This is a genomic window from Snodgrassella sp. CS2 (assembly GCF_050310315.1).
In the GTDB taxonomy this organism is placed as follows: domain Bacteria; phylum Pseudomonadota; class Gammaproteobacteria; order Burkholderiales; family Neisseriaceae; genus Snodgrassella; species Snodgrassella alvi_E.
In genome coordinates this window covers 285,907-303,657 of record NZ_JBNPBA010000002.1, presented here as the reverse complement: position 1 = coordinate 303,657, position 17,751 = coordinate 285,907, and the positions used below count along the sequence as shown (strand labels likewise).

Sequence of the window (17,751 nt, the reverse complement as noted above, 5' to 3'; positions counted from 1 at the left end):
GCATAGACAAGCACTTATGTAATCAGCTACCTTACAAAAGGAGCACTAAGTACCAGAAACAAATTAATTAATATCAGCAAGGAGATAAAAATGAATAAACGCAAACCACTCAAACGCGATGTGAAATTCAGTACCACTGAAGAATTACGAACCAATGCTCGTAAAAATTATCAGGATGGAGCCGTAACCTCCACCTATGAACTTGACGTAGATAGAGTAATTGAACTGCTAAATATAGCGCTGGCTTCCGAATGGGTGTGTGTACTGCGCTATTTACGCCATTACTATATGGCCAGCGGCCTGTTTATGGATGCAGTTAAAGAAGAATTCATGGAACACGCTGAACAAGAACAAAAACACGCTGCCATGCTGGCTGAACGCATTACCCAGCTGGGTGGAGAGCCAGATTTGAATCCTGATGTTTTCATCCAGCGCTCACCCACCGAATATGTTGAAGGCGAAACTTTGCGCGAAATGGTGGAATCAGACTTGATTGCAGAACGTATTGTAATCGACCTATACCGCCAAACCATCATGTATGTTGGCGACTATGACACCACCACCAAACGTCTGCTCGAACACATTCTGGCTGAAGAAGAAGACCATGCCGATGAATTGTCCGACATGATGGAAGGTCTGGATGGTAAACCGCTTTCAGCCAAAATTATTTAAATGCTTGCATAAAAAATCCGTGCTCAGGCACGGATTTTTTGTGTCTATATGGCAACTACTTCACTTGTATGCTGCCCTACAAATATTCAAAGCAGAAACTGTATATCTTTTCATAAAATATAGATCACCCAAGCCTCTATAGCCGTTATTTGAGGCAGACTAATAATATGCCATACATAAACTTTCAGATGGCTAATAAATTGTGGTATAGAAATCATAGGAATACAATTTGTTATTACATGATTCATCCATACTAAAGGATGATTTTTTCAATGGTTTTATGGAGGATGCAGCATGAAAGCAATGGTCTACTACGGTGCCGGCGATATCCGCTTTGAAGAACGAGATAAACCGAAAATTATCGACCCCACCGATGCCGTTATCCGCTTAACCAAAACCACTATTTGCGGTACGGATTTGGGTATCTGGAAAGGCAAAAATCCTGAAATCGAACAAAAAGCAACTCAAAAAGAAGGAGCATTTAACGGCCGGATTTTGGGACATGAGGGTATTGGCATTGTTGAAGAAACCGGTAGCGCAGTGAAGCATTTCAAAAAGGGGGATAAAGTAATTATTTCCTGTGTTAGCCGCTGTGGAATTTGTGAAAACTGTCAGAAACAATTGTATGCACATTGTCAGAGCGGTGGCGGCTGGATTATGGGTTATATGATTGACGGTACACAGGCTGAATATGTACGCACTCCTTTTGCTGATAATTCACTATATCGATTACCACCGGACTTGAACGAAGATGTCGCCGTACTACTGTCAGACGCTCTCCCCACTGCCCATGAAATCGGGGTACAGTACGGCGATGTCAAACCCGGCGATACAGTGGCCATTGTTGGTGCCGGTCCAGTCGGTATGAGCTGTCTGTTAACGGCACAGCTATATACGCCAAGCCAAATTATCATGATTGATATGGACGATAACCGTTTACACATGGCTAAAGAACTGGGTGCTACACAGATTATCAATTCTGCCCGTGAAGATGCCGTTGCACGTGTACTCGAATATACTGGTGGACGAGGTGTAGATTGTGCCATGGAAGCAGTAGGACTTGGAGCCACATGGGATATCTGCCAGCGCATCGTAAAAGAAGGCGGTCATCTAGCCAATGTTGGGGTTCACGGACAGTCCGTTAATTTTGAGCTGGAAAAACTATGGATTAAAAACCTCACCATCACCACTGGTCTGGTTAACGCCAATACCACCGGCATGCTGCTGAAAACCTGCTGTTCAGGCAAACTACCGATGCAAAAACTGGCTACCCATCATTTCCAATTCAATGAACTGGAAAAAGCTTATGAAGTATTCAAGCATGCCGCAGATGAGAAAGCCATGAAAGTCATCATTAACTACTGATCGGCCAGCTAAACAACCACTCTAGTAAAATTTTATCGAAAAAGCAGCCATATGGCTGCTTTTCACTATCACATACATCACAGACAAATAACATAAATATTATTTTACGTATCGTGTCACTTAATGCAGCTATCACCACATTTTGCTGAGTACTACCGGCAAATACTTAAACGAGTCTAAATAGCAATATAAATACATACTGAGGAAAAGTACGCTAATGCTGAGCTATTCTTCGTCATCCTCATCTTCCTGTACACTAACACTGTGTTCAATAACACCAGGCACCACAAAAGAAGTGGCCAGAGTATTTTTACGCGTAGATAGCTGCTGCAGATAAGATTCATCCACATCTCCAGTAATATATCGACCATCAAAACACGAGCTGTCAAAACCCTCAATGTGCGGATTCAATTTCAAAACCACTGCTTGCAAATCAGCCAGATCCTGAAATACCACGCCATCGGCGCCAATCTCAGCCGCCACCTGCTCAGCATTGCGCCGGTAAGAAATTAACTCTTCTCTCGTCGGCATATCGATACCATAGACATTGGGATACAGCACCGCTGGTGCAGCAGAAGCAAAGTACACACGAGTAGCGCCAGCTTCCCGCACCATATCTACAATTTCGCGGCTTGTAGTACCGCGTACAATCGAATCATCAACCAGCAAAACTCGTTTACCACTGAATTCATAATTCATCGGATTGAGTTTCTGCCGTACCGATTTTTTACGTACCGACTGTCCGGGCATAATAAATGTCCGCCCAATATAACGGTTTTTAAATAAGCCTTCGCGATAAGGTTTATTTAGATGTTGAGCCAGCTCCATCGCACTAGGGCGGCTAGTGTCCGGTACCGGCATCACCACATCGATATCTTGCAAGTTCAGCGTACGTTTTACTTTTTCCGCTAGTGTGACACCCATATTTAATCGGGCCTGATATACCGATACTCCATCAATCACCGAATCAGGACGGGCAAAATACACATATTCAAACAGGCACGGCATCAGATGAGGTGTCTGCGCACACTGCTGCGAAAACAGTTGCCCTTCATTGCTGATGAAAATCGCCTCCCCGGGAGCCACATCCCGCAGCAGCTCAAAATCCAAACTAGGAAACACCACTGATTCCGAAGCCACCACATAATCAGTTTTTCCATCCTGTTCCCGCTGCCCCAAACACAACGGACGGATGCCGAACGGATCACGGAAAGCCAGCAAACCATAGCCTGCAATCAAAGCTACCACCCCATAGGCACCATGCACACGTTTGTGCAGTGCAGCCACTGCAGCAAATATGTCTGAAAGAGCCAAAGTAGTGCGATTACCCACCTGATTTTCCAGCTCCCGCGCCAACACATTCAACAATACTTCCGAATCCGAGCGCGTATTCACATGGCGCAGATCAGTAAAGCAGACATTCTTAAACAGCTCTTCTGTGTTGGTCAGATTACCATTGTGTGCCAGCACAATACCAAACGGCGAATTGACATAAAAAGGCTGCGCTTCGGCACTACAATTGGCATTACCGGCCGTCGGATAGCGTACATGAGCAATGCCAACATTACCTACCAATTCACGCATGTTGCGGGTACGGAATACATCACGCACCATACCGCGGCCTTTATGCATATGAAACATCGTACCTTCCGCTGTCACAATCCCAGCCGCATCCTGACCGCGATGCTGCAACATCTGTAAACCATCGTATAAAAGCTGATTCACCGGCTCATGCGCAACAATACCCAAAACACCACACATTATTCTCTCCATTTAAGACAAATAAATACGCGCGTTTTTGTAATTAAAAACGCGCGTTGTATTTAGTCAGATAATTCATACGTTTATACCGATGGCGAATTCAGCTTCTCAGCCACAAAAGACGGCAGGTACGGCACCGCAAGCATAGCCAATTGCTCAAAGATACCTGCTGTAGCCGAATCACGCCATGCTGGCGTTTTGGGTAAATCAGTAAAAGCACACAGCAATACCACCAGTGTTACAATAATCACGCCTTTCAACGCCCCAAAACAGGCACCGAAAATCCGGTTGACACCACCAAGGCCAATTGATTGCAAAGCGGAAGTAATCAGCGCACGAAATAGTCGCTGCACTATCCACATCACCCCAAACACCAGTACAAAAGACAAAGCAACAGCCAGCGCACGGGGCTGCATCGTAGGAAAAGCCATATCCGCTACCGGCGCGGCCAACATCTTGGCACCGAGAAAGGCTACCAGCCAGCATAATAAAGCGGCTATCTCACCCACCAGACCGCGCATCATCGCTACCAGTGTGGTCAGCAAAATCACGCCCAGAGCCAGAAAATCAAACAGCGTCATGCCCGTATAAATATCCTATAAACCGATTACCAAACCATCCAGCCCAACAGCATGTACTTTATCCAGATTCTGCATTGCCTGACTGCGGCTATTGTAAACACGGCTGCGTACCCGATACAGCGTACCCTTACTGGTCTGGCTAGTCGTAATACTCACTGGCACACCGGCCACTGCCAAACGCTGCTGAACCAGATTGGCCTGCGCTTCAGTGGTATAGGCACCAATCTGAATCACTGTACGCTCCACCGCATCCTTGCTGTTGTTCGTGGCGGCGACAGGCGCTTTATTATTACGGCTCTGCTCTGTCGTACTCTTTCTGCTCACAGCTGCAGCAGCTTTATTTTCCAATATCTGTTGCGGCGTCAGTCTGCCCGTAGTGTTGCTGTTCTTGCCACTTGCTGCATTACTATTTTGTTTAGGCATAGCAGCCGGTTTGACCGGAGCAGGATTTTTCACTGGTGTTTTGGCCACTGTCGAGGTTTTCTTTTCGCTTTCAACAACTGTTTTTGTTGAAGACACAGTGGTATTACCTACAGTTTGTTGTTTTCTGTTTTCCGCAGCAGCTGGCGCTTTACTGGCTGGTTTCTCAACAGTTTCCGTTGGAGTGCGAGGTTTGGTTACAGTTGTCACCCTCACTGGCGGATTTTTCTCGGCAGCTTCTACAGGTCTTGTAGCTGCCGGTTTTGTTCTAGGCGCAGCAACAGCTTCTTCATGATGCAACCGTTTTTGTTCCACAGGCTGTGATTTATGTTCAGTAAGGGTTTTGGCTGGTTGCACAACCGGCTTAACTGTAGCTTTCTCTGCCTCTACTTTCTGAGGCGCCGGACGTACGGGTTTCACTTGCGGTACAACTGGCACTACCGTTGCAACCCTTTTAGAAACATGGTTTTCAGCTGGCGGTACAGATGCTGCCGATGAAACTGGTATGCTAGCAACCTCAGATGCAGGCACCGTTACCGGCAAAGCAGGTGCACTGGCTGCTGGTTCCAGCACCACCGCAGAAGCAGATTGTGTATCCAAGGCCGCACTAGCCGGTCTGGCTGCGGAAGCTGCTTTGATATCCAGCTGTGGAGCTGGTACTGGCTGAGGAGTACGACGGCTCAGCATAACAAGCAGCAGAATAGCAGCAATCACCACCATAATCAGTGCACCGACCAAACGGCGACGATTTCGCCTTTTCAGCTGTTCGTAATTTTCCTGCGCATTCATGCGTTACCCACTCCTCTGACGTGCTCGTTTCGATTTTAAAATTTACAACGATGGCAAATCCATTATTTCTGCTACGGTATGAAACGAACCAAATACCACAATTCTATCATTCTCACCCGCTTGTGATAAAGCTGCACGATAAGCCTCTGCTACTGAAGCATAAGTTGTTATCGCCGAAATATGCTGGCGAGCAAATTTCTCTTCCAGCGCTGCTATTGTCAGACCTCGCGGTAAATGCAGCGGCGCGATATACCAGCTATCAAACTGGTCTTTCACAATTTCCAGCACTCCTTCAATATCCTTATCAGCGAGCATACTAAAAACAGCCAGACGTTTCTCTGCATACGGTAAAGTAATCAGGCTGTTGCGCAACGCGCGTGCCGCATGAGGATTATGCCCCACATCCAATATCGTCAGTGGCCGACCGGGTAATACCTGAAACCTGCCCGGATGATGTACTCGCAGCAAACCACGTTTAATCGCACCGATATCCAGCGGCAGACGATCTGACAAGCATTCCAATACTGTCAACGCACAGGCCGCATTACTCAGTTGAAAGTTCCCTCGCAAAGCCGGTATTGGCAGAGCATGGCGGGCATGTTCTCCAACAAACAATTGACTGTTTTGGGGATGAAAACGGTATGACCATTGCTGCATTTCCAACTTATGATAATCAAAATCCCGTCCAAGCAGCAGTAAATCTGCACCCACTGCCTCAGCATGTGCCGCTAAACTTTCCGGTACCGGCAGCTGAGCACAAATCACTGGCCGGCCACCACGCATAATACCGGCTTTTTCAAACGCCACTTTTTCTATCGTATTGCCAAGATAGGCCTCATGATCCAGATCGACACTGGTAATCACCGCCACATCCGCATCAAATACATTTACAGCATCCAGCCGGCCACCCAGTCCAACCTCCAGCACCATAATATCTACCTTCTGCTGGTCAAAGACTTCCACTGCAGCCAGTGTATTGAATTCAAAGTAAGTTAGTACAGTATTACCACGTTCCGCTTCTATACGTTCAAATGCCTGAACTATCAGCTCATCCGCAACAGGCTGCCCATTAATAGCGATTCGCTCATTAAAACGCAGCAAGTGTGGGCTGGTAAGTGTACCCACACGATAGCCAGCTTCGCGATAAATCTGCGTTAGATAGGCACAGACAGAACCTTTGCCATTTGTCCCACCCACAATAACCACTGGACAATGCGGCTGTAGTTCCATGCGTTCCCGCACCGTACCCACCCGAGTCAGTCCCATATCAATCTGCCCGCCCGTCACACCCTGTTCCAGATGCTGTAGCCAGCGTTTTAATTCAGTTGCATGAAATTTTTCTGACATTATTCTAATTATTCATCCTTAGCCGCAGCCAATGGATGACCTTATACAAAATTGATTGCGGCTCAGCAACCTGAGCCGTATGCGGCTGACACCAACGAGCCCATACCTGCAGCAGCCGCCATGACGGCGCATCTGTCATATCTGGCAACAATAATTGATACACGCTCCCTTTGGCGGTCTGCCATCGCAAAGCCATCAGTCTGGCTCTAATCACACTGTCAGTAGACAAGACAGCAGGAACTGCCCCTCTACTGGATGTCAGTATCAGACTGGCCTGCTCCTGACCATTGATTTCAATTCGTTTTATTCTGGTATGAAGCAAACCATAACCCGCCCACAAAACGGATAGTACCCAGACCAGCAAAAACAACGCCCGCTGCCAGCCTGTGCTATACAGCACAACAGCAGCGAGTGCTAGCCCATGCATAATCACAGCCAAAAACTGAGCCCTCAGAGACGGGCGCACACGCACAACACAGGCTTGCATCAGTCAGCGCCCTTATTCGTCACCATATACGGGCGATATCTCCAACTGTGCATCTACCAGATCCAGAACCATATCATGCACTTCAACAGTGAAAAAATTCCAGAACTGGTCAATATCCAGCGCCGGCCACAATTTTCGGTCTACTTCCCAAGCAGAAAGCTCAGCCTCAAAAATCAATTTAAATCGTTCACCTAAATAACCGATTATTTGCTCAGGCGTTTCAAATTCCGGTACCAGCAGCGTCGTACAATTACTTTGCAATTGCGCCAACGTCAATTCCGGCAAATCTTCACTGGTCTGGTGCAGCCAATCCAGAAACGCCTGAGCTGGTTTCAGCACCACCGCACTGCGATCAACAAAATACATACCTTTTCCTTACTTAAATTACCAATTCACGATATTGTAACATTGTCTAACAGCGTAGATTTCACCAAACAACCTCAGTATTTGCCGTACAATCTTCTTATTCTTCTCTTAAGGTGAACTGCCATGACAACCACCAGCCATCTAGCGCATCTGTCTCAGCTACTCAGTGCCAGAGAAATCATTACCGATTCCAGCCTTATTGAGCCTTACTGTACAGACCAGCGCGGCCGTTATCATGGACAGGTATTTGCCGTATTACAACCGCATTCAGTATCCGCTGTACAGAGCATTCTGCGTTACTGCCAGCAGCAACAAATACCGATTACGCCTCAGGGAGGCAATACCGGATTGTGCGGAGCAGCCACCCCTCATAGCTGCACTGCCGGTAAAGGTATCATCCTTTCACTCAGCAAACTCAACCGCGTCCGCAAGCTGAGTCTGGCCGATAACACCATTACCGTAGAAGCCGGCATGATACTGGCAGATGTACAGGCCGCAGCCAAACAGGCCAACCGTTATTTTCCCCTCAGCCTCGCCAGCGAAGGCTCCTGCCAGATAGGTGGTAATATCGCCTGCAATGCTGGTGGACTAAATGTTGTGCGTTACGGCACCATGCGCGATCTGGTACTTGGATTAGAATACGTACTGCCCGACGGTCAACTGGTGAGTCACCTCAATCCACTGCATAAAAATACCAGCGGCTACGAAATGAGCCAGCAAATCATCGGCAGCGAAGGCACACTGGCCATCATTACCGCCGCCACTCTTAAACTCTTTGCACCACCGCAAAGCATACTCACCGCATGGGTCGGATTAGATAACATACATGCAGCCACCAGCCTACTCTCTGCCCTTAAAAACCATTTCGCCGAACGCTTGTCCAGCTTTGAATTAATCAGTCAGGCTGCCCTGAATCTGTCAGCCAGATACAGCCAGCTGCAAGAACCAGTCAATGCTAAATGGCATATTCTGTTTGAGCTTACCGATAGCTTGCCCACTCAAGATCTGACCGAGCCATTAATCAACGTACTCGAACAAGGCAACTGGCTCAATGCCATCATTGCCGATTCAGAAACCAAACGTCAGCACCTGTGGACATTGCGCGAAAACATATCTGCAGCTCAGCGCAGTCTGGGCGCCAGTATCAAACACGATATCGTAGTACCAATAGAAAGAGTAGCCGATTTTATCGAAAGCTGCCAGCAGAGCCTCTTCACAGCCTTTCCACAAACCAAAACCATTCTCTTCGGACATCTGGGCGACGGCAGCCTGCATTACAACGTTTTCATTGCCGACATCCGCAGCAACGACGTATACCACTATGAAAAAGAAATTAACCAAGTGGTCTACGAACAAGTTTTACAACATCAAGGTAGCATTGCTGCCGAGCACGGCATCGGCCAACTGAAAAACCAATGGCTATCACAAGTACGAACATCAGCAGAAATCAACTGGATGTGGGCGCAGAAACACTATTTTGACCCAAAAAACATTCTCAATCCCGGCAAGGTTCTGCCACCCCAGCCATGATATAGTAAGCCTTTTGCCAGACAGCCTAGAAACATGAGCGAAGTAACCCTGTATACAGATGGCGCCTGCAAAGGTAATCCCGGCTTAGGTGGCTGGGGTGCATACCTGCAATCCGGTAACCATAGCAAAGAACTTTTTGGCGGCGAAGCCAACACCACCAACAACCGTATGGAACTAACCGCTGTCATACAAGGACTGGCAGCCCTAAAGCGTCCCTGCATTGTTCATATCTATACTGATTCCCAGTACGTTAAAAAAGGCATGCAGGAATGGATACACAACTGGAAAGCACGCGGCTGGAAAACCGCCTCAAAACAACCAGTAAAAAACGCTGAGTTATGGCAGCTACTGGATGTCGAAGTAAACAAACATCAGGTGCACTGGCACTGGGTCAAAGGCCATAATGGACATCCAGGAAACGAAAAAGCCGATGAATTGGCTAATCGCGGCGTGGATCTGGTGAAATAATGACAATACAACTTCTTATACGCATATATAATTAATAGAATTATTCATAAGAACAATAAATTATCAATTAATTTAAACAATATTTATTCATCATGATAAAATTTCTAAAATTTAGATGATTCATCTCCAAATGATAAATTTCAAACAATATTGAGACAAAATCAAACCGCAAATTTTACGATATCCGTTTCTATATCTTTAAATTTAAAGTATAGAAATCATCAACTAAAAGTAATTTTTATGAGGAAAAAATAAGCAAGCGTTCGATATTATTTTTATCATCATAATTTCAAAAATAGTTTATTAATAAAACGTACTCATTTTCTATATATCCACATTTACCACACAATCAGCTCGATTAATACAAAGTTGTAAATATATACCCTACAACGCAACTACCTAAAGTAATGCGACGATGCTAAATTTTTAGTAGCATCTTTTTAAAATTGCCAGATATCGCCCATAGAAACTAATTGTTAAATAACTAAATTTCTGAACAAACAATTTATTAAAATTTGTCTTCTTATACAAAAGAAAAGCCGGATATTTTAATATCCGGCTTTTTCATTTACTAAGCTGAGTGCCTAAGGCTGCATTACATCATGCCGCCCATGCCACCCATACCGCCCATGCCACCCATATCTGGAGCTGCAGGTTTGTCTTCCGGTAATTCGGTGATCATGCAATCAGTAGTCAGCATCAGGCCAGCAATGGAAGCAGCATGCTGCAAGGCAGTGCGGGTTACTTTAGCAGGATCCAACACACCCATTTCCAGCATATCGCCGTATTCACCGGTACCAGCGTTGTAACCATAGTTACCAGAACCATTCAATACATTGTTCACCACAACGCTTGGTTCATCACCAGCATTGGCCACAATCTGACGCAACGGCGCTTCAACTGCTTTCAGCACGATTTTCACACCAGCTTCCTGATCAGCATTGGCACCTTTCAGGTCTTTAATGGCTGCACGGGCGCGTAGTAGAGCTACACCACCACCGGCTACCACACCTTCTTCCACAGCAGCACGAGTAGCATGCAGAGCATCATCTACGCGGTCTTTTTTCTCTTTCATTTCTACTTCTGTGGCAGCGCCTACTTTAATTACAGCCACACCGCCGGCCAGTTTAGCCACACGTTCCTGTAATTTTTCTTTATCGTAGTCGCTGGTTGCAGTTTCAATCTGTTTGCGGATTTCAGCAACACGGGCTTCAACAGCAGCCTTGTCACCCAAACCATCAATCACAGTGGTGTTTTCTTTACCCACTTCTACACGTTTAGCCTGACCCAAATCTTCCAGAGTGGCTTTTTCCAAAGACAGACCCACTTCTTCAGCAATCACGGTACCACCGGTCAGGATAGCAATATCCTGCAACATGGCTTTGCGGCGGTCACCGAAGCCCGGCGCTTTAACAGCAACGGTTTTCAGAATACCACGAATGTTGTTCACCACCAGTGTAGCCAGAGCTTCACCTTCAACATCTTCAGCAATAATCAGCAACGGACGGCTGGTTTTAGCAACCTGTTCCAGCACTGGCAACAAATCACGGATATTGGAGATTTTTTTATCAAACAACAGAATGTATGGGCTATCCAGACCGGCAATCTGTTTTTCTACATCAGTTACGAAGTAAGGAGACAAGTAGCCACGGTCAAACTGCATACCTTTAACCACTTCAACTTCATTTTCCAGAGATTTACCGTCTTCAACAGTAATCACGCCTTCTTTGCCTACTTCATTCATAGCTTTAGCAATGATTTCACCAATGGATTCATCAGCATTAGCAGAAATAGAAGCTACCTGAGAAATCTCTTTAGATTTTTCCGGTACAGGTTTGGAAATAGTTTTCAGCTCAGCAATTACTGCTTCAACCGCTTTATCAATACCGCGTTTCAGATCCATCGGATTCATGCCGGCAGTCACGTATTTCATACCTTCAGTGACAATCGCCTGAGCCAGCACAGTAGCAGTAGTGGTACCATCACCGGCTACATCGTTGGTTTTAGAAGCTACTTCCTTAACCAGCTGCGCACCCATGTTTTCGAATTTGTCTTTCAGTTCCACTTCTTTAGCAACAGACACACCATCTTTGGTGATGTGCGGGCCGCCAAAAGCACGGTCCAGCAATACATTGCGGCCTTTAGGGCCAAGAGTTACTTTTACTGCTTCAGCCAGAACATTGACACCAGCAACCATTTTCTGACGAGCTTCGTCAGAGAATTTCACATCTTTTGCTGCCATTTGAAACTCCTAATCTTTAATAATCAATTACGCAAATACAAATAAAATAGAATTTCTGGATAAACAATTATTCAACAATACCGAAAATATCTTCTTCGCGCATTACCAGCAATTCTTCACCGTCAACTTTAACAGTTTGACCGCTGTATTTACCGAAAATCACTTTATCGCCAACTTTAACATCCACTTTCAGACGGTCGCCGTTTTTCAGCAGTTTGCCGTTACCAACTGCAATCACTTCACCCATATCAGGTTTTTCAGCAGCAGAACCTGGCAATACAATACCAGAAGCTGTTTTTTCTTCAGCTTCCAAACGCTTTACCACAACACGGTCATTCAAAGGACGAATAGTCATATTATCTTCTCCACATCTTTGGTGCGCAAAGCACCTCAAAGTTGGTTAATACAAACCCGCATATATAGCGGGACGTAAAATTCATTTCGATAAATAAAGTAAGGCTAGGCGGCCACAATTCAAGAGTAAGTGAAGTAATTATTTTCCTAATTCTTACAAATACTTAGTAAAATTGACAGAATATTCCTGCACTTACCAGAGTCAGACACCCTACAGCAGACAAAATATTACCGGCCGGAATATCATAAGATATTCAGAAAATATTTCTGGCGCCACAAGATTAAAATTGATTTAGCAGACCCATACCATACGCGCATACTAGAATTAAGAAGGCATTTCTCCATCCAACAACAACCTTATTTTCTGTAAATAATCTGCTTGTTGTTTCTATACATTATTAACTCGAGTATCCCCAGCAGAATTTTACCAACCAATTGATGGATACAAGATACTGCAAACAGATTACCTTACACATTGCCACAAATATTCTGTGTCCCTGTCAATCATGTTCAAATCTGCTTTCAACTTCAGCAGATAATAGTTCCCGAGCCCTTGCAATTCGTGAGCGCACAGTACCAATCGGACAGCCCATTATCTGAGCAATTTCTTCATATGACAAATCATTGATTTCGAAAAGAATAATTGGTTGACGCAAATTAGGTGGCAACTGATCAATTGCTTCGCCCAGCACATCAATCAACTCACGATTTAATAATTGTTTTTCAGGTGTCTGATAGTCGGACAAATGTTCCAGAACATCAACTTCTTCGCCATTCTCATCCACTATTTCAGTAATCATTTGCGGTTCGCGTCCATATACAGCAATCATAGATTTAGCCGTATTCATACCAATACAGCATAACCAAGTATAAAACTGACTACTAGCCCGAAACTGAGGTAACGCTTTGTAGGCTTTGAGAAAGGTTTCCTGTACCACATCCAACGTAATCTGATCGTCATGAGTAAAACGACGCAGAAAATGCTTTAATCGACGCTGATATTTGCTCACCAGCAAACTGAAAATCTGCGCATCACCCTGCTGAGCCTTACGCACCAACACTTGTTCTTCCACCTGTGGGGTACGGTTTTCATGCATATAGTTATCCTCTAATTTTATTGTTATTGCATCAATCGACAGCTGAGTCTGCGTAGCTGAATTATTAATTTTCCAACTTATAGCCTAATAGGCAAATCCTGCATCAAAGGCATCCAGCCATCAGCAACACCTACATTAGCGGCAACAGCCACATTAATCACAGCAATACAATGATTATCGGCATCACACAATACTGGCCAGACAGCACGCATAAAAGGAGGAATTTTCCGTTCCTGTAATAATTTTTTAACCTTTTTTCTACCTCCTTTTAAAACAATTGTATCCTGAACATCGACCTGACGAACTATCCATTCGTCAGCAATTTCCACCAAACCAAAATTATGACATGTCCATTCTAAATAACCAGCCTTCATCAGTTGCATGCTGCTTACCGGCAGCAAATCAAACCAAGGCCATTGAGCTGATGCATGCTTTTTATCTATCCACAGCCTGAAATCATAATAGATTACACAAGCGTATGGTAAAGACCATTGTGCACCATTTTTGCTTTCCATCAACTGTCTTGCAAATTCTGTCAGTGAAGCTGAAGTAGACATGCCCAGACCATTTTTCTGAGCAAAAAGACGCAACTGCTGCCGGCGCCGTGCTGCGCTGAGTGTTTGCCACAACGAAATATCAAAACCCTGTTGCTGTGCATGCAACAGTGCCCAATCAGTTTCAGCCACCTCATCCAGCAACGCCAGCTCATCTTGCAAACGACTAACAGCAGCTTCAACTTGATTATCCATATATGGCAAATGGGCACGCCAGTATGGCAAACCATCCAGACGTAGCCAGTTGCGCAAATAGATGCAGTTGCGGTTACTGTCGTCTTCTATATGCTCAAGCTGCATCGCTTCAGCATAATTCTTCAGCTGCTCGCGCGAAAAAGGCAACAGTGGCCGCCATAGAATAGTGTGCTCTGTTAATGCCCGCACGTCCGGCATCGCAGCCAGAGAGCGCAGACCGCCGCCACGTAGTGCGCCTAGAAAAAAAGTTTCAATCTGGTCATCACGATGATGTGCCAGCACCACCACTTCCGCTCCACTTTCTGCATAGGCCTGATAACGCGCCTTACGAGCCGCAGCTTCCACACCTTCTCCGCTGGCACTGACCGTTACCTTAACCAGCTTTAGTGGAACAGACCAAGTTGCGCAGACCTTCTGACAAAAAGCAGCCCACTCATCAGCATGGCTACTTAAGCCATGATGCACATGAATGGCAGACAACTGCAATGGCAGCACATTACGCAACTGAGTCAGCGCATGCAGCAATACCACAGAATCCAGACCACCACTAAGGCCAACAGTCAAAATACAACGGTCAGCCACAGAGGCTGACCATTGTTGTGCAATATTGTCACATAAGCGGACACATAAATTATTTAGCGTTGAACTGACCATAATGCATCAGGCGGTCAAAGCGACGGGTAAGTAAACTCGACAACTGCTTGCCTTTGGCCTCTTCTAACTGGCTAGTCAGTACCGCTTTCACCCGTTGCATAATTTCCGGATAATTGCGATGCGCCCCACCCAAAGGCTCTTCAATCACCTTATCAATCAATTTCAGCTCTAGCAGGCGTTTGGCAGTAATGCCAAGTGCCTGTGCTGCCTCCGGTGCTTTTTCCGCAGTTTTCCACAGAATTGAAGCACAGCCTTCCGGTGAGATCACAGAATAGGTAGAAAATTGAAGCATATTTACATAATCGCCTACAGCTATAGCCAGCGCACCACCAGAGCCACCCTCGCCAATAATCGTACAAATTACCGGCACCTTTAGTCGTGCCAGCTCATATAGATTGCGTCCGATTGCTTCAGATTGGCCACGTTCTTCTGCACCAATACCCGGATAAGCACCAGGGGTATCGATAAATGTCAGCAAGGGGATCTGGAATTTTTCCGCCAGCTTCATTAACCGCAATGCCTTACGATAACCTTCCGGTTTAGGCATGCCGAAATTGCGGCGAATTTTTTCCTTAGTATCACGGCCTTTCTGATGGCCGATTACCATAACACTTTCTCCATTGAAGCGCGCCAGACCGCCCACTATTGCAGCATCATCAGCAAAAGCACGGTCACCGTGCAGCTCTTCAAAGTCAGTACACAGCGCCTCAATATAATCTAAAGTATAAGGACGCTGCGCATGGCGTGATACCTGCGAAATCTGTACCGGCGACAGCTTGGCAAAAAGATTCTTGGTTAAATCATCGCTTTTCTTTTTTAGGCGCGCGATTTCTTCGGAAATATCCACAGCCGATTCATCCTGCACGAAGCGAAGCTCATCAATTTTCTGTACCAATTCGGCTATAGGTTGTTCAAAATCCAAAAAAATCTGTTTCATTGTTAAGATATCCGCAAAAACACGTGGCAGCTATGATACGCGAAGAAATGAAGCAATGCAGCCCTAAAAATTAAAAAGCTGTAAACACAGCCACAAAAATCACACATAAATATATGATTTTATAAATTATTATCAAAAATACAAAACCATATCTCAAGCTTTACCATAGACCACAAACATCGCATTTAGAAAAAATTTAACCATAAACAGCAATAGCTTAATCAAATAATACCAATCAGAATGCCAAAAAAATAAATCTCCTGCAATACACAAATCCACAACGGTATATCTACAACAAATATACATTAACAGCTTGCCAAGATTGGGTTTTACCTACTAAAATTAGCGATTTTCTGTTGTATTGGCAGAATAAAATTACTTCGATTTTTTCACTAAGGAATACACTATGGTAGTTATCCGTTTGGCCCGCGGTGGTTCTAAACACCGTCCTTTCTATAACATCGTCGTAGCTGACTCTCACAACCGTCGTGATGGCCGCTTTATCGAGCGCGTTGGTTTTTACAACCCTGTTGCCAATGAAAAACAGGAACGTGTACGTCTAAGTACAGACCGTCTGAACCACTGGATTGGTCAAGGCGCGCAGCTGAGCGAAGCTGTAGCCAAACTGGTTAAAGAACAGAAGGCTGCGGCCTAATTCAGCAGTAAAGCAAATGAACAGTACACAGCCACAATGGGTAGCAATGGGCTATATTAAAGGTGTATTTGGCGTAAAGGGCTGGGTAAAAGTCCATTCCGATACCGAATATACCGACAGCCTGCTTGACTATCCGCAATGGCAGCTGAGCAAAGATGGCCAAACCAAAACCGTAAGCATTGCCGAAAGCAAAATCAGCGGTGATGAATTACAAGTACGGTTTGACGGTATCAACGATCGTGACAGCGCAGCCTTACTGCGCGGCTTCACCATTGAAATAGACCGTGCCAGCTTTGCAGAAACCGAAGAAGATGAGTATTACTGGACAGACCTAATAGGCCTAACCGTATTTAACCGTACACAGGAAAACCTTGGTACTGTCAGTTCATTAATGCAAACCGGTGCACATGACGTACTGGTAGTAGACGGCGATTTCGGCCGTAAACTGATTCCTTTTGTCGCACAATACATCGATGAAGTAAACCTGCCACAACAGCAGATTTGCGTAGACTGGGGCAGCGACTACTGATGTACATTCAGGCCATTACCCTGTTTCCGGAAATGTTTACTGCTCTTACAGACAGCGGCGTTACCGGACGTGCATTACAGCAAGGTATCTGGCAGTTTGCTGCAATCAATCCGCGGCAGTTTGCAGATAATCCACTGGGCTATATTGATGACCGCCCTTACGGCGGTGGCCCGGGCATGATTATGATGGCGCCGCCTTTACAGGCCGCCATTGATATGGCTCGAAAGACCAGCCCTGAAGGACGGCTGATTTATATGAGCCCACAGGGCAAACCTCTGAGTCACACACAAGCAGCCAGTCTGGCCGATGAATCGGCACTGATTGTGCTGTGTGGCCGATACGAAGGCATTGATGAACGTATTCTCACCAGCAACGATGTGACCGAAATCAGCATTGGCGACTTTGTGGTATCCGGTGGAGAATTACCAGCCATGATGTTAATGGACGCTGTTATCCGACTACTACCGGGCACATTAGGTGATGCACGCTCAGCAGCAGAAGATTCATTTGCCACTGGTTTACTTGATTGTCCGCACTACACGCGTCCGGTTGAATTTCGTCAACAGACCGTTCCCGACGTATTACGCAGTGGCAATCATGCATTAATCGCCCAATGGCGATTAACACAGGCGCTTAGGCGCACTTGGACACGTCGACCAGATTTACTGGCCGGCCGTGTATTAACCCCAGAGGAATCCAGACTCTTGCAAAATATCAGACAAGAGGAACGGGACATCCCATTATAATT

Annotated in this window: 18 protein-coding genes; 7 read left to right on the top strand and 11 right to left on the bottom strand. The window is 45.6% G+C overall.

All coding sequences use genetic code 11. The annotated features are described in order from the left end of the window. Positions 1–90 precede the first annotated feature (90 nt). Positions 91–672: a ferritin-like domain-containing protein gene (locus ACQP6D_RS05145; protein WP_100140297.1), complete on the top strand. Its 582-nt coding sequence runs from the start codon at positions 91–93 to the stop codon at positions 670–672. A gap of 294 nt (positions 673–966) precedes the next feature. Continuing rightward, positions 967–2,037 (top strand): zinc-dependent alcohol dehydrogenase family protein, encoded by a 1,071-nt coding sequence (locus tag ACQP6D_RS05140; protein ID WP_427857606.1) that lies wholly within the window; start codon positions 967–969, stop codon positions 2,035–2,037. Positions 2,038–2,262: 225 nt separating this feature from the next. On the opposite strand, the gene purF is transcribed toward ACQP6D_RS05140, so the two are convergent. The 6 genes from purF to ACQP6D_RS05110 form a co-directional block, all read right to left on the bottom strand. Then, positions 2,263–3,798: an amidophosphoribosyltransferase gene (gene purF, locus ACQP6D_RS05135; protein ID WP_100140299.1), complete on the bottom strand. Its 1,536-nt coding sequence runs from the start codon at positions 3,796–3,798 to the stop codon at positions 2,263–2,265. 83 nt (positions 3,799–3,881) lie between these two features. Then, positions 3,882–4,379: a CvpA family protein gene (locus ACQP6D_RS05130; protein ID WP_427857605.1), complete on the bottom strand. Its 498-nt coding sequence runs from the start codon at positions 4,377–4,379 to the stop codon at positions 3,882–3,884. 15 nt (positions 4,380–4,394) lie between these two features. After that, positions 4,395–5,588 carry an SPOR domain-containing protein gene (locus ACQP6D_RS05125; RefSeq protein ID WP_427857604.1) on the bottom strand — a complete coding sequence of 398 codons (1,194 nt, stop codon included), beginning with the start codon at positions 5,586–5,588 and terminating at the stop codon, positions 4,395–4,397. A 42-nt stretch (positions 5,589–5,630) separates the two neighbouring features. Continuing rightward, on the bottom strand, positions 5,631–6,935 hold the full coding sequence (gene folC / locus ACQP6D_RS05120) for a bifunctional tetrahydrofolate synthase/dihydrofolate synthase (RefSeq protein ID WP_427857603.1): 1,305 nt from the start codon (positions 6,933–6,935) through the stop codon (positions 5,631–5,633). Positions 6,936–6,939: 4 nt separating this feature from the next. Beyond that, positions 6,940–7,422 carry a protein YgfX gene (locus ACQP6D_RS05115; RefSeq protein WP_370386916.1) on the bottom strand — a complete coding sequence of 161 codons (483 nt, stop codon included), beginning with the start codon at positions 7,420–7,422 and terminating at the stop codon, positions 6,940–6,942. Between the two features lie 12 nt (positions 7,423–7,434). Further along, positions 7,435–7,788, bottom strand: coding sequence for a hypothetical protein (locus ACQP6D_RS05110; protein WP_100140304.1), 354 nt, complete (start codon positions 7,786–7,788; stop codon positions 7,435–7,437). A gap of 123 nt (positions 7,789–7,911) precedes the next feature. Between ACQP6D_RS05110 and ACQP6D_RS05105 the strand changes: the two genes are divergently transcribed. Both ACQP6D_RS05105 and rnhA read left to right on the top strand, forming a co-directional pair. Beyond that, complete coding sequence (locus ACQP6D_RS05105) at positions 7,912–9,318, top strand: FAD-binding oxidoreductase (protein WP_427857602.1); 1,407 nt, start codon at positions 7,912–7,914, stop codon at positions 9,316–9,318. 33 nt (positions 9,319–9,351) lie between these two features. Further along, complete coding sequence (rnhA, locus tag ACQP6D_RS05100) at positions 9,352–9,786, top strand: ribonuclease HI (RefSeq protein ID WP_427857601.1); 435 nt, start codon at positions 9,352–9,354, stop codon at positions 9,784–9,786. Between the two features lie 595 nt (positions 9,787–10,381). Here the strand turns inward: rnhA and groL are convergent. The 5 genes from groL to ACQP6D_RS05075 form a co-directional block, all read right to left on the bottom strand. Then, positions 10,382–12,028 carry a chaperonin GroEL gene (groL, locus tag ACQP6D_RS05095; protein ID WP_100140308.1) on the bottom strand — a complete coding sequence of 549 codons (1,647 nt, stop codon included), beginning with the start codon at positions 12,026–12,028 and terminating at the stop codon, positions 10,382–10,384. A 67-nt stretch (positions 12,029–12,095) separates the two neighbouring features. Beyond that, the gene (gene groES / locus ACQP6D_RS05090) at positions 12,096–12,383 is read right to left on the bottom strand and encodes a co-chaperone GroES (protein ID WP_100140309.1); all 288 of its coding nucleotides are present in this window, start codon (positions 12,381–12,383) and stop codon (positions 12,096–12,098) included. Positions 12,384–12,882: 499 nt separating this feature from the next. Beyond that, on the bottom strand, positions 12,883–13,479 hold the full coding sequence (locus ACQP6D_RS05085) for a sigma-70 family RNA polymerase sigma factor (protein WP_100140310.1): 597 nt from the start codon (positions 13,477–13,479) through the stop codon (positions 12,883–12,885). Positions 13,480–13,556: 77 nt separating this feature from the next. Next, on the bottom strand, positions 13,557–14,882 hold the full coding sequence (tilS, locus tag ACQP6D_RS05080; protein ID WP_427857600.1) for a tRNA lysidine(34) synthetase TilS: 1,326 nt from the start codon (positions 14,880–14,882) through the stop codon (positions 13,557–13,559). Continuing rightward, positions 14,860–15,819 (bottom strand): acetyl-CoA carboxylase carboxyltransferase subunit alpha, encoded by a 960-nt coding sequence (locus ACQP6D_RS05075; protein WP_267408433.1) that lies wholly within the window; start codon positions 15,817–15,819, stop codon positions 14,860–14,862. The genes tilS and ACQP6D_RS05075 overlap by 23 nt, the downstream gene beginning before the upstream one ends. A 406-nt stretch (positions 15,820–16,225) precedes the next feature. Between ACQP6D_RS05075 and rpsP the strand changes: the two genes are divergently transcribed. From rpsP to trmD, 3 genes are read left to right on the top strand one after another with little or no spacing between them, the layout of a single operon-like run. Further along, on the top strand, positions 16,226–16,474 hold the full coding sequence (rpsP, locus tag ACQP6D_RS05070; RefSeq protein ID WP_100140313.1) for a 30S ribosomal protein S16: 249 nt from the start codon (positions 16,226–16,228) through the stop codon (positions 16,472–16,474). 16 nt (positions 16,475–16,490) lie between these two features. Continuing rightward, positions 16,491–17,003 carry a ribosome maturation factor RimM gene (gene rimM / locus ACQP6D_RS05065; protein WP_100140314.1) on the top strand — a complete coding sequence of 171 codons (513 nt, stop codon included), beginning with the start codon at positions 16,491–16,493 and terminating at the stop codon, positions 17,001–17,003. Next, positions 17,003–17,749, top strand: a complete 747-nt coding sequence (gene trmD, locus ACQP6D_RS05060) for a tRNA (guanosine(37)-N1)-methyltransferase TrmD (protein WP_427857599.1) — start codon at positions 17,003–17,005, stop codon at positions 17,747–17,749. The genes rimM and trmD overlap by 1 nt, the downstream gene beginning before the upstream one ends. Positions 17,750–17,751: the final 2 nt, after the last annotated feature.

What these genes read in the sequence shown, in the direction of transcription:
- ACQP6D_RS05110 (WP_100140304.1), bottom strand. Translation starts at nt 7,788, where the DNA reads ATGTATTTTGTTGATCGCAGTGCGGTGGTGCTGAAACCAGCTCAGGCG.
- ACQP6D_RS05115 (WP_370386916.1), bottom strand. Translation starts at nt 7,422, where the DNA reads ATGCAAGCCTGTGTTGTGCGTGTGCGCCCGTCTCTGAGGGCTCAGTTT.
- trmD (WP_427857599.1), top strand. Translation starts at nt 17,003, where the DNA reads ATGTACATTCAGGCCATTACCCTGTTTCCGGAAATGTTTACTGCTCTT.
- tilS (WP_427857600.1), bottom strand. Translation starts at nt 14,882, where the DNA reads ATGGTCAGTTCAACGCTAAATAATTTATGTGTCCGCTTATGTGACAAT.
- ACQP6D_RS05125 (WP_427857604.1), bottom strand. Translation starts at nt 5,588, where the DNA reads ATGAATGCGCAGGAAAATTACGAACAGCTGAAAAGGCGAAATCGTCGC.
- ACQP6D_RS05105 (WP_427857602.1), top strand. Translation starts at nt 7,912, where the DNA reads ATGACAACCACCAGCCATCTAGCGCATCTGTCTCAGCTACTCAGTGCC.
- ACQP6D_RS05130 (WP_427857605.1), bottom strand. Translation starts at nt 4,379, where the DNA reads ATGACGCTGTTTGATTTTCTGGCTCTGGGCGTGATTTTGCTGACCACA.
- purF (WP_100140299.1), bottom strand. Translation starts at nt 3,798, where the DNA reads ATGTGTGGTGTTTTGGGTATTGTTGCGCATGAGCCGGTGAATCAGCTT.
- groES (WP_100140309.1), bottom strand. Translation starts at nt 12,383, where the DNA reads ATGACTATTCGTCCTTTGAATGACCGTGTTGTGGTAAAGCGTTTGGAA.
- ACQP6D_RS05145 (WP_100140297.1), top strand. Translation starts at nt 91, where the DNA reads ATGAATAAACGCAAACCACTCAAACGCGATGTGAAATTCAGTACCACT.
- ACQP6D_RS05075 (WP_267408433.1), bottom strand. Translation starts at nt 15,819, where the DNA reads ATGAAACAGATTTTTTTGGATTTTGAACAACCTATAGCCGAATTGGTA.
- rnhA (WP_427857601.1), top strand. Translation starts at nt 9,352, where the DNA reads ATGAGCGAAGTAACCCTGTATACAGATGGCGCCTGCAAAGGTAATCCC.
- rimM (WP_100140314.1), top strand. Translation starts at nt 16,491, where the DNA reads ATGAACAGTACACAGCCACAATGGGTAGCAATGGGCTATATTAAAGGT.
- groL (WP_100140308.1), bottom strand. Translation starts at nt 12,028, where the DNA reads ATGGCAGCAAAAGATGTGAAATTCTCTGACGAAGCTCGTCAGAAAATG.
- ACQP6D_RS05140 (WP_427857606.1), top strand. Translation starts at nt 967, where the DNA reads ATGAAAGCAATGGTCTACTACGGTGCCGGCGATATCCGCTTTGAAGAA.
- rpsP (WP_100140313.1), top strand. Translation starts at nt 16,226, where the DNA reads ATGGTAGTTATCCGTTTGGCCCGCGGTGGTTCTAAACACCGTCCTTTC.
- folC (WP_427857603.1), bottom strand. Translation starts at nt 6,935, where the DNA reads ATGTCAGAAAAATTTCATGCAACTGAATTAAAACGCTGGCTACAGCAT.
- ACQP6D_RS05085 (WP_100140310.1), bottom strand. Translation starts at nt 13,479, where the DNA reads ATGCATGAAAACCGTACCCCACAGGTGGAAGAACAAGTGTTGGTGCGT.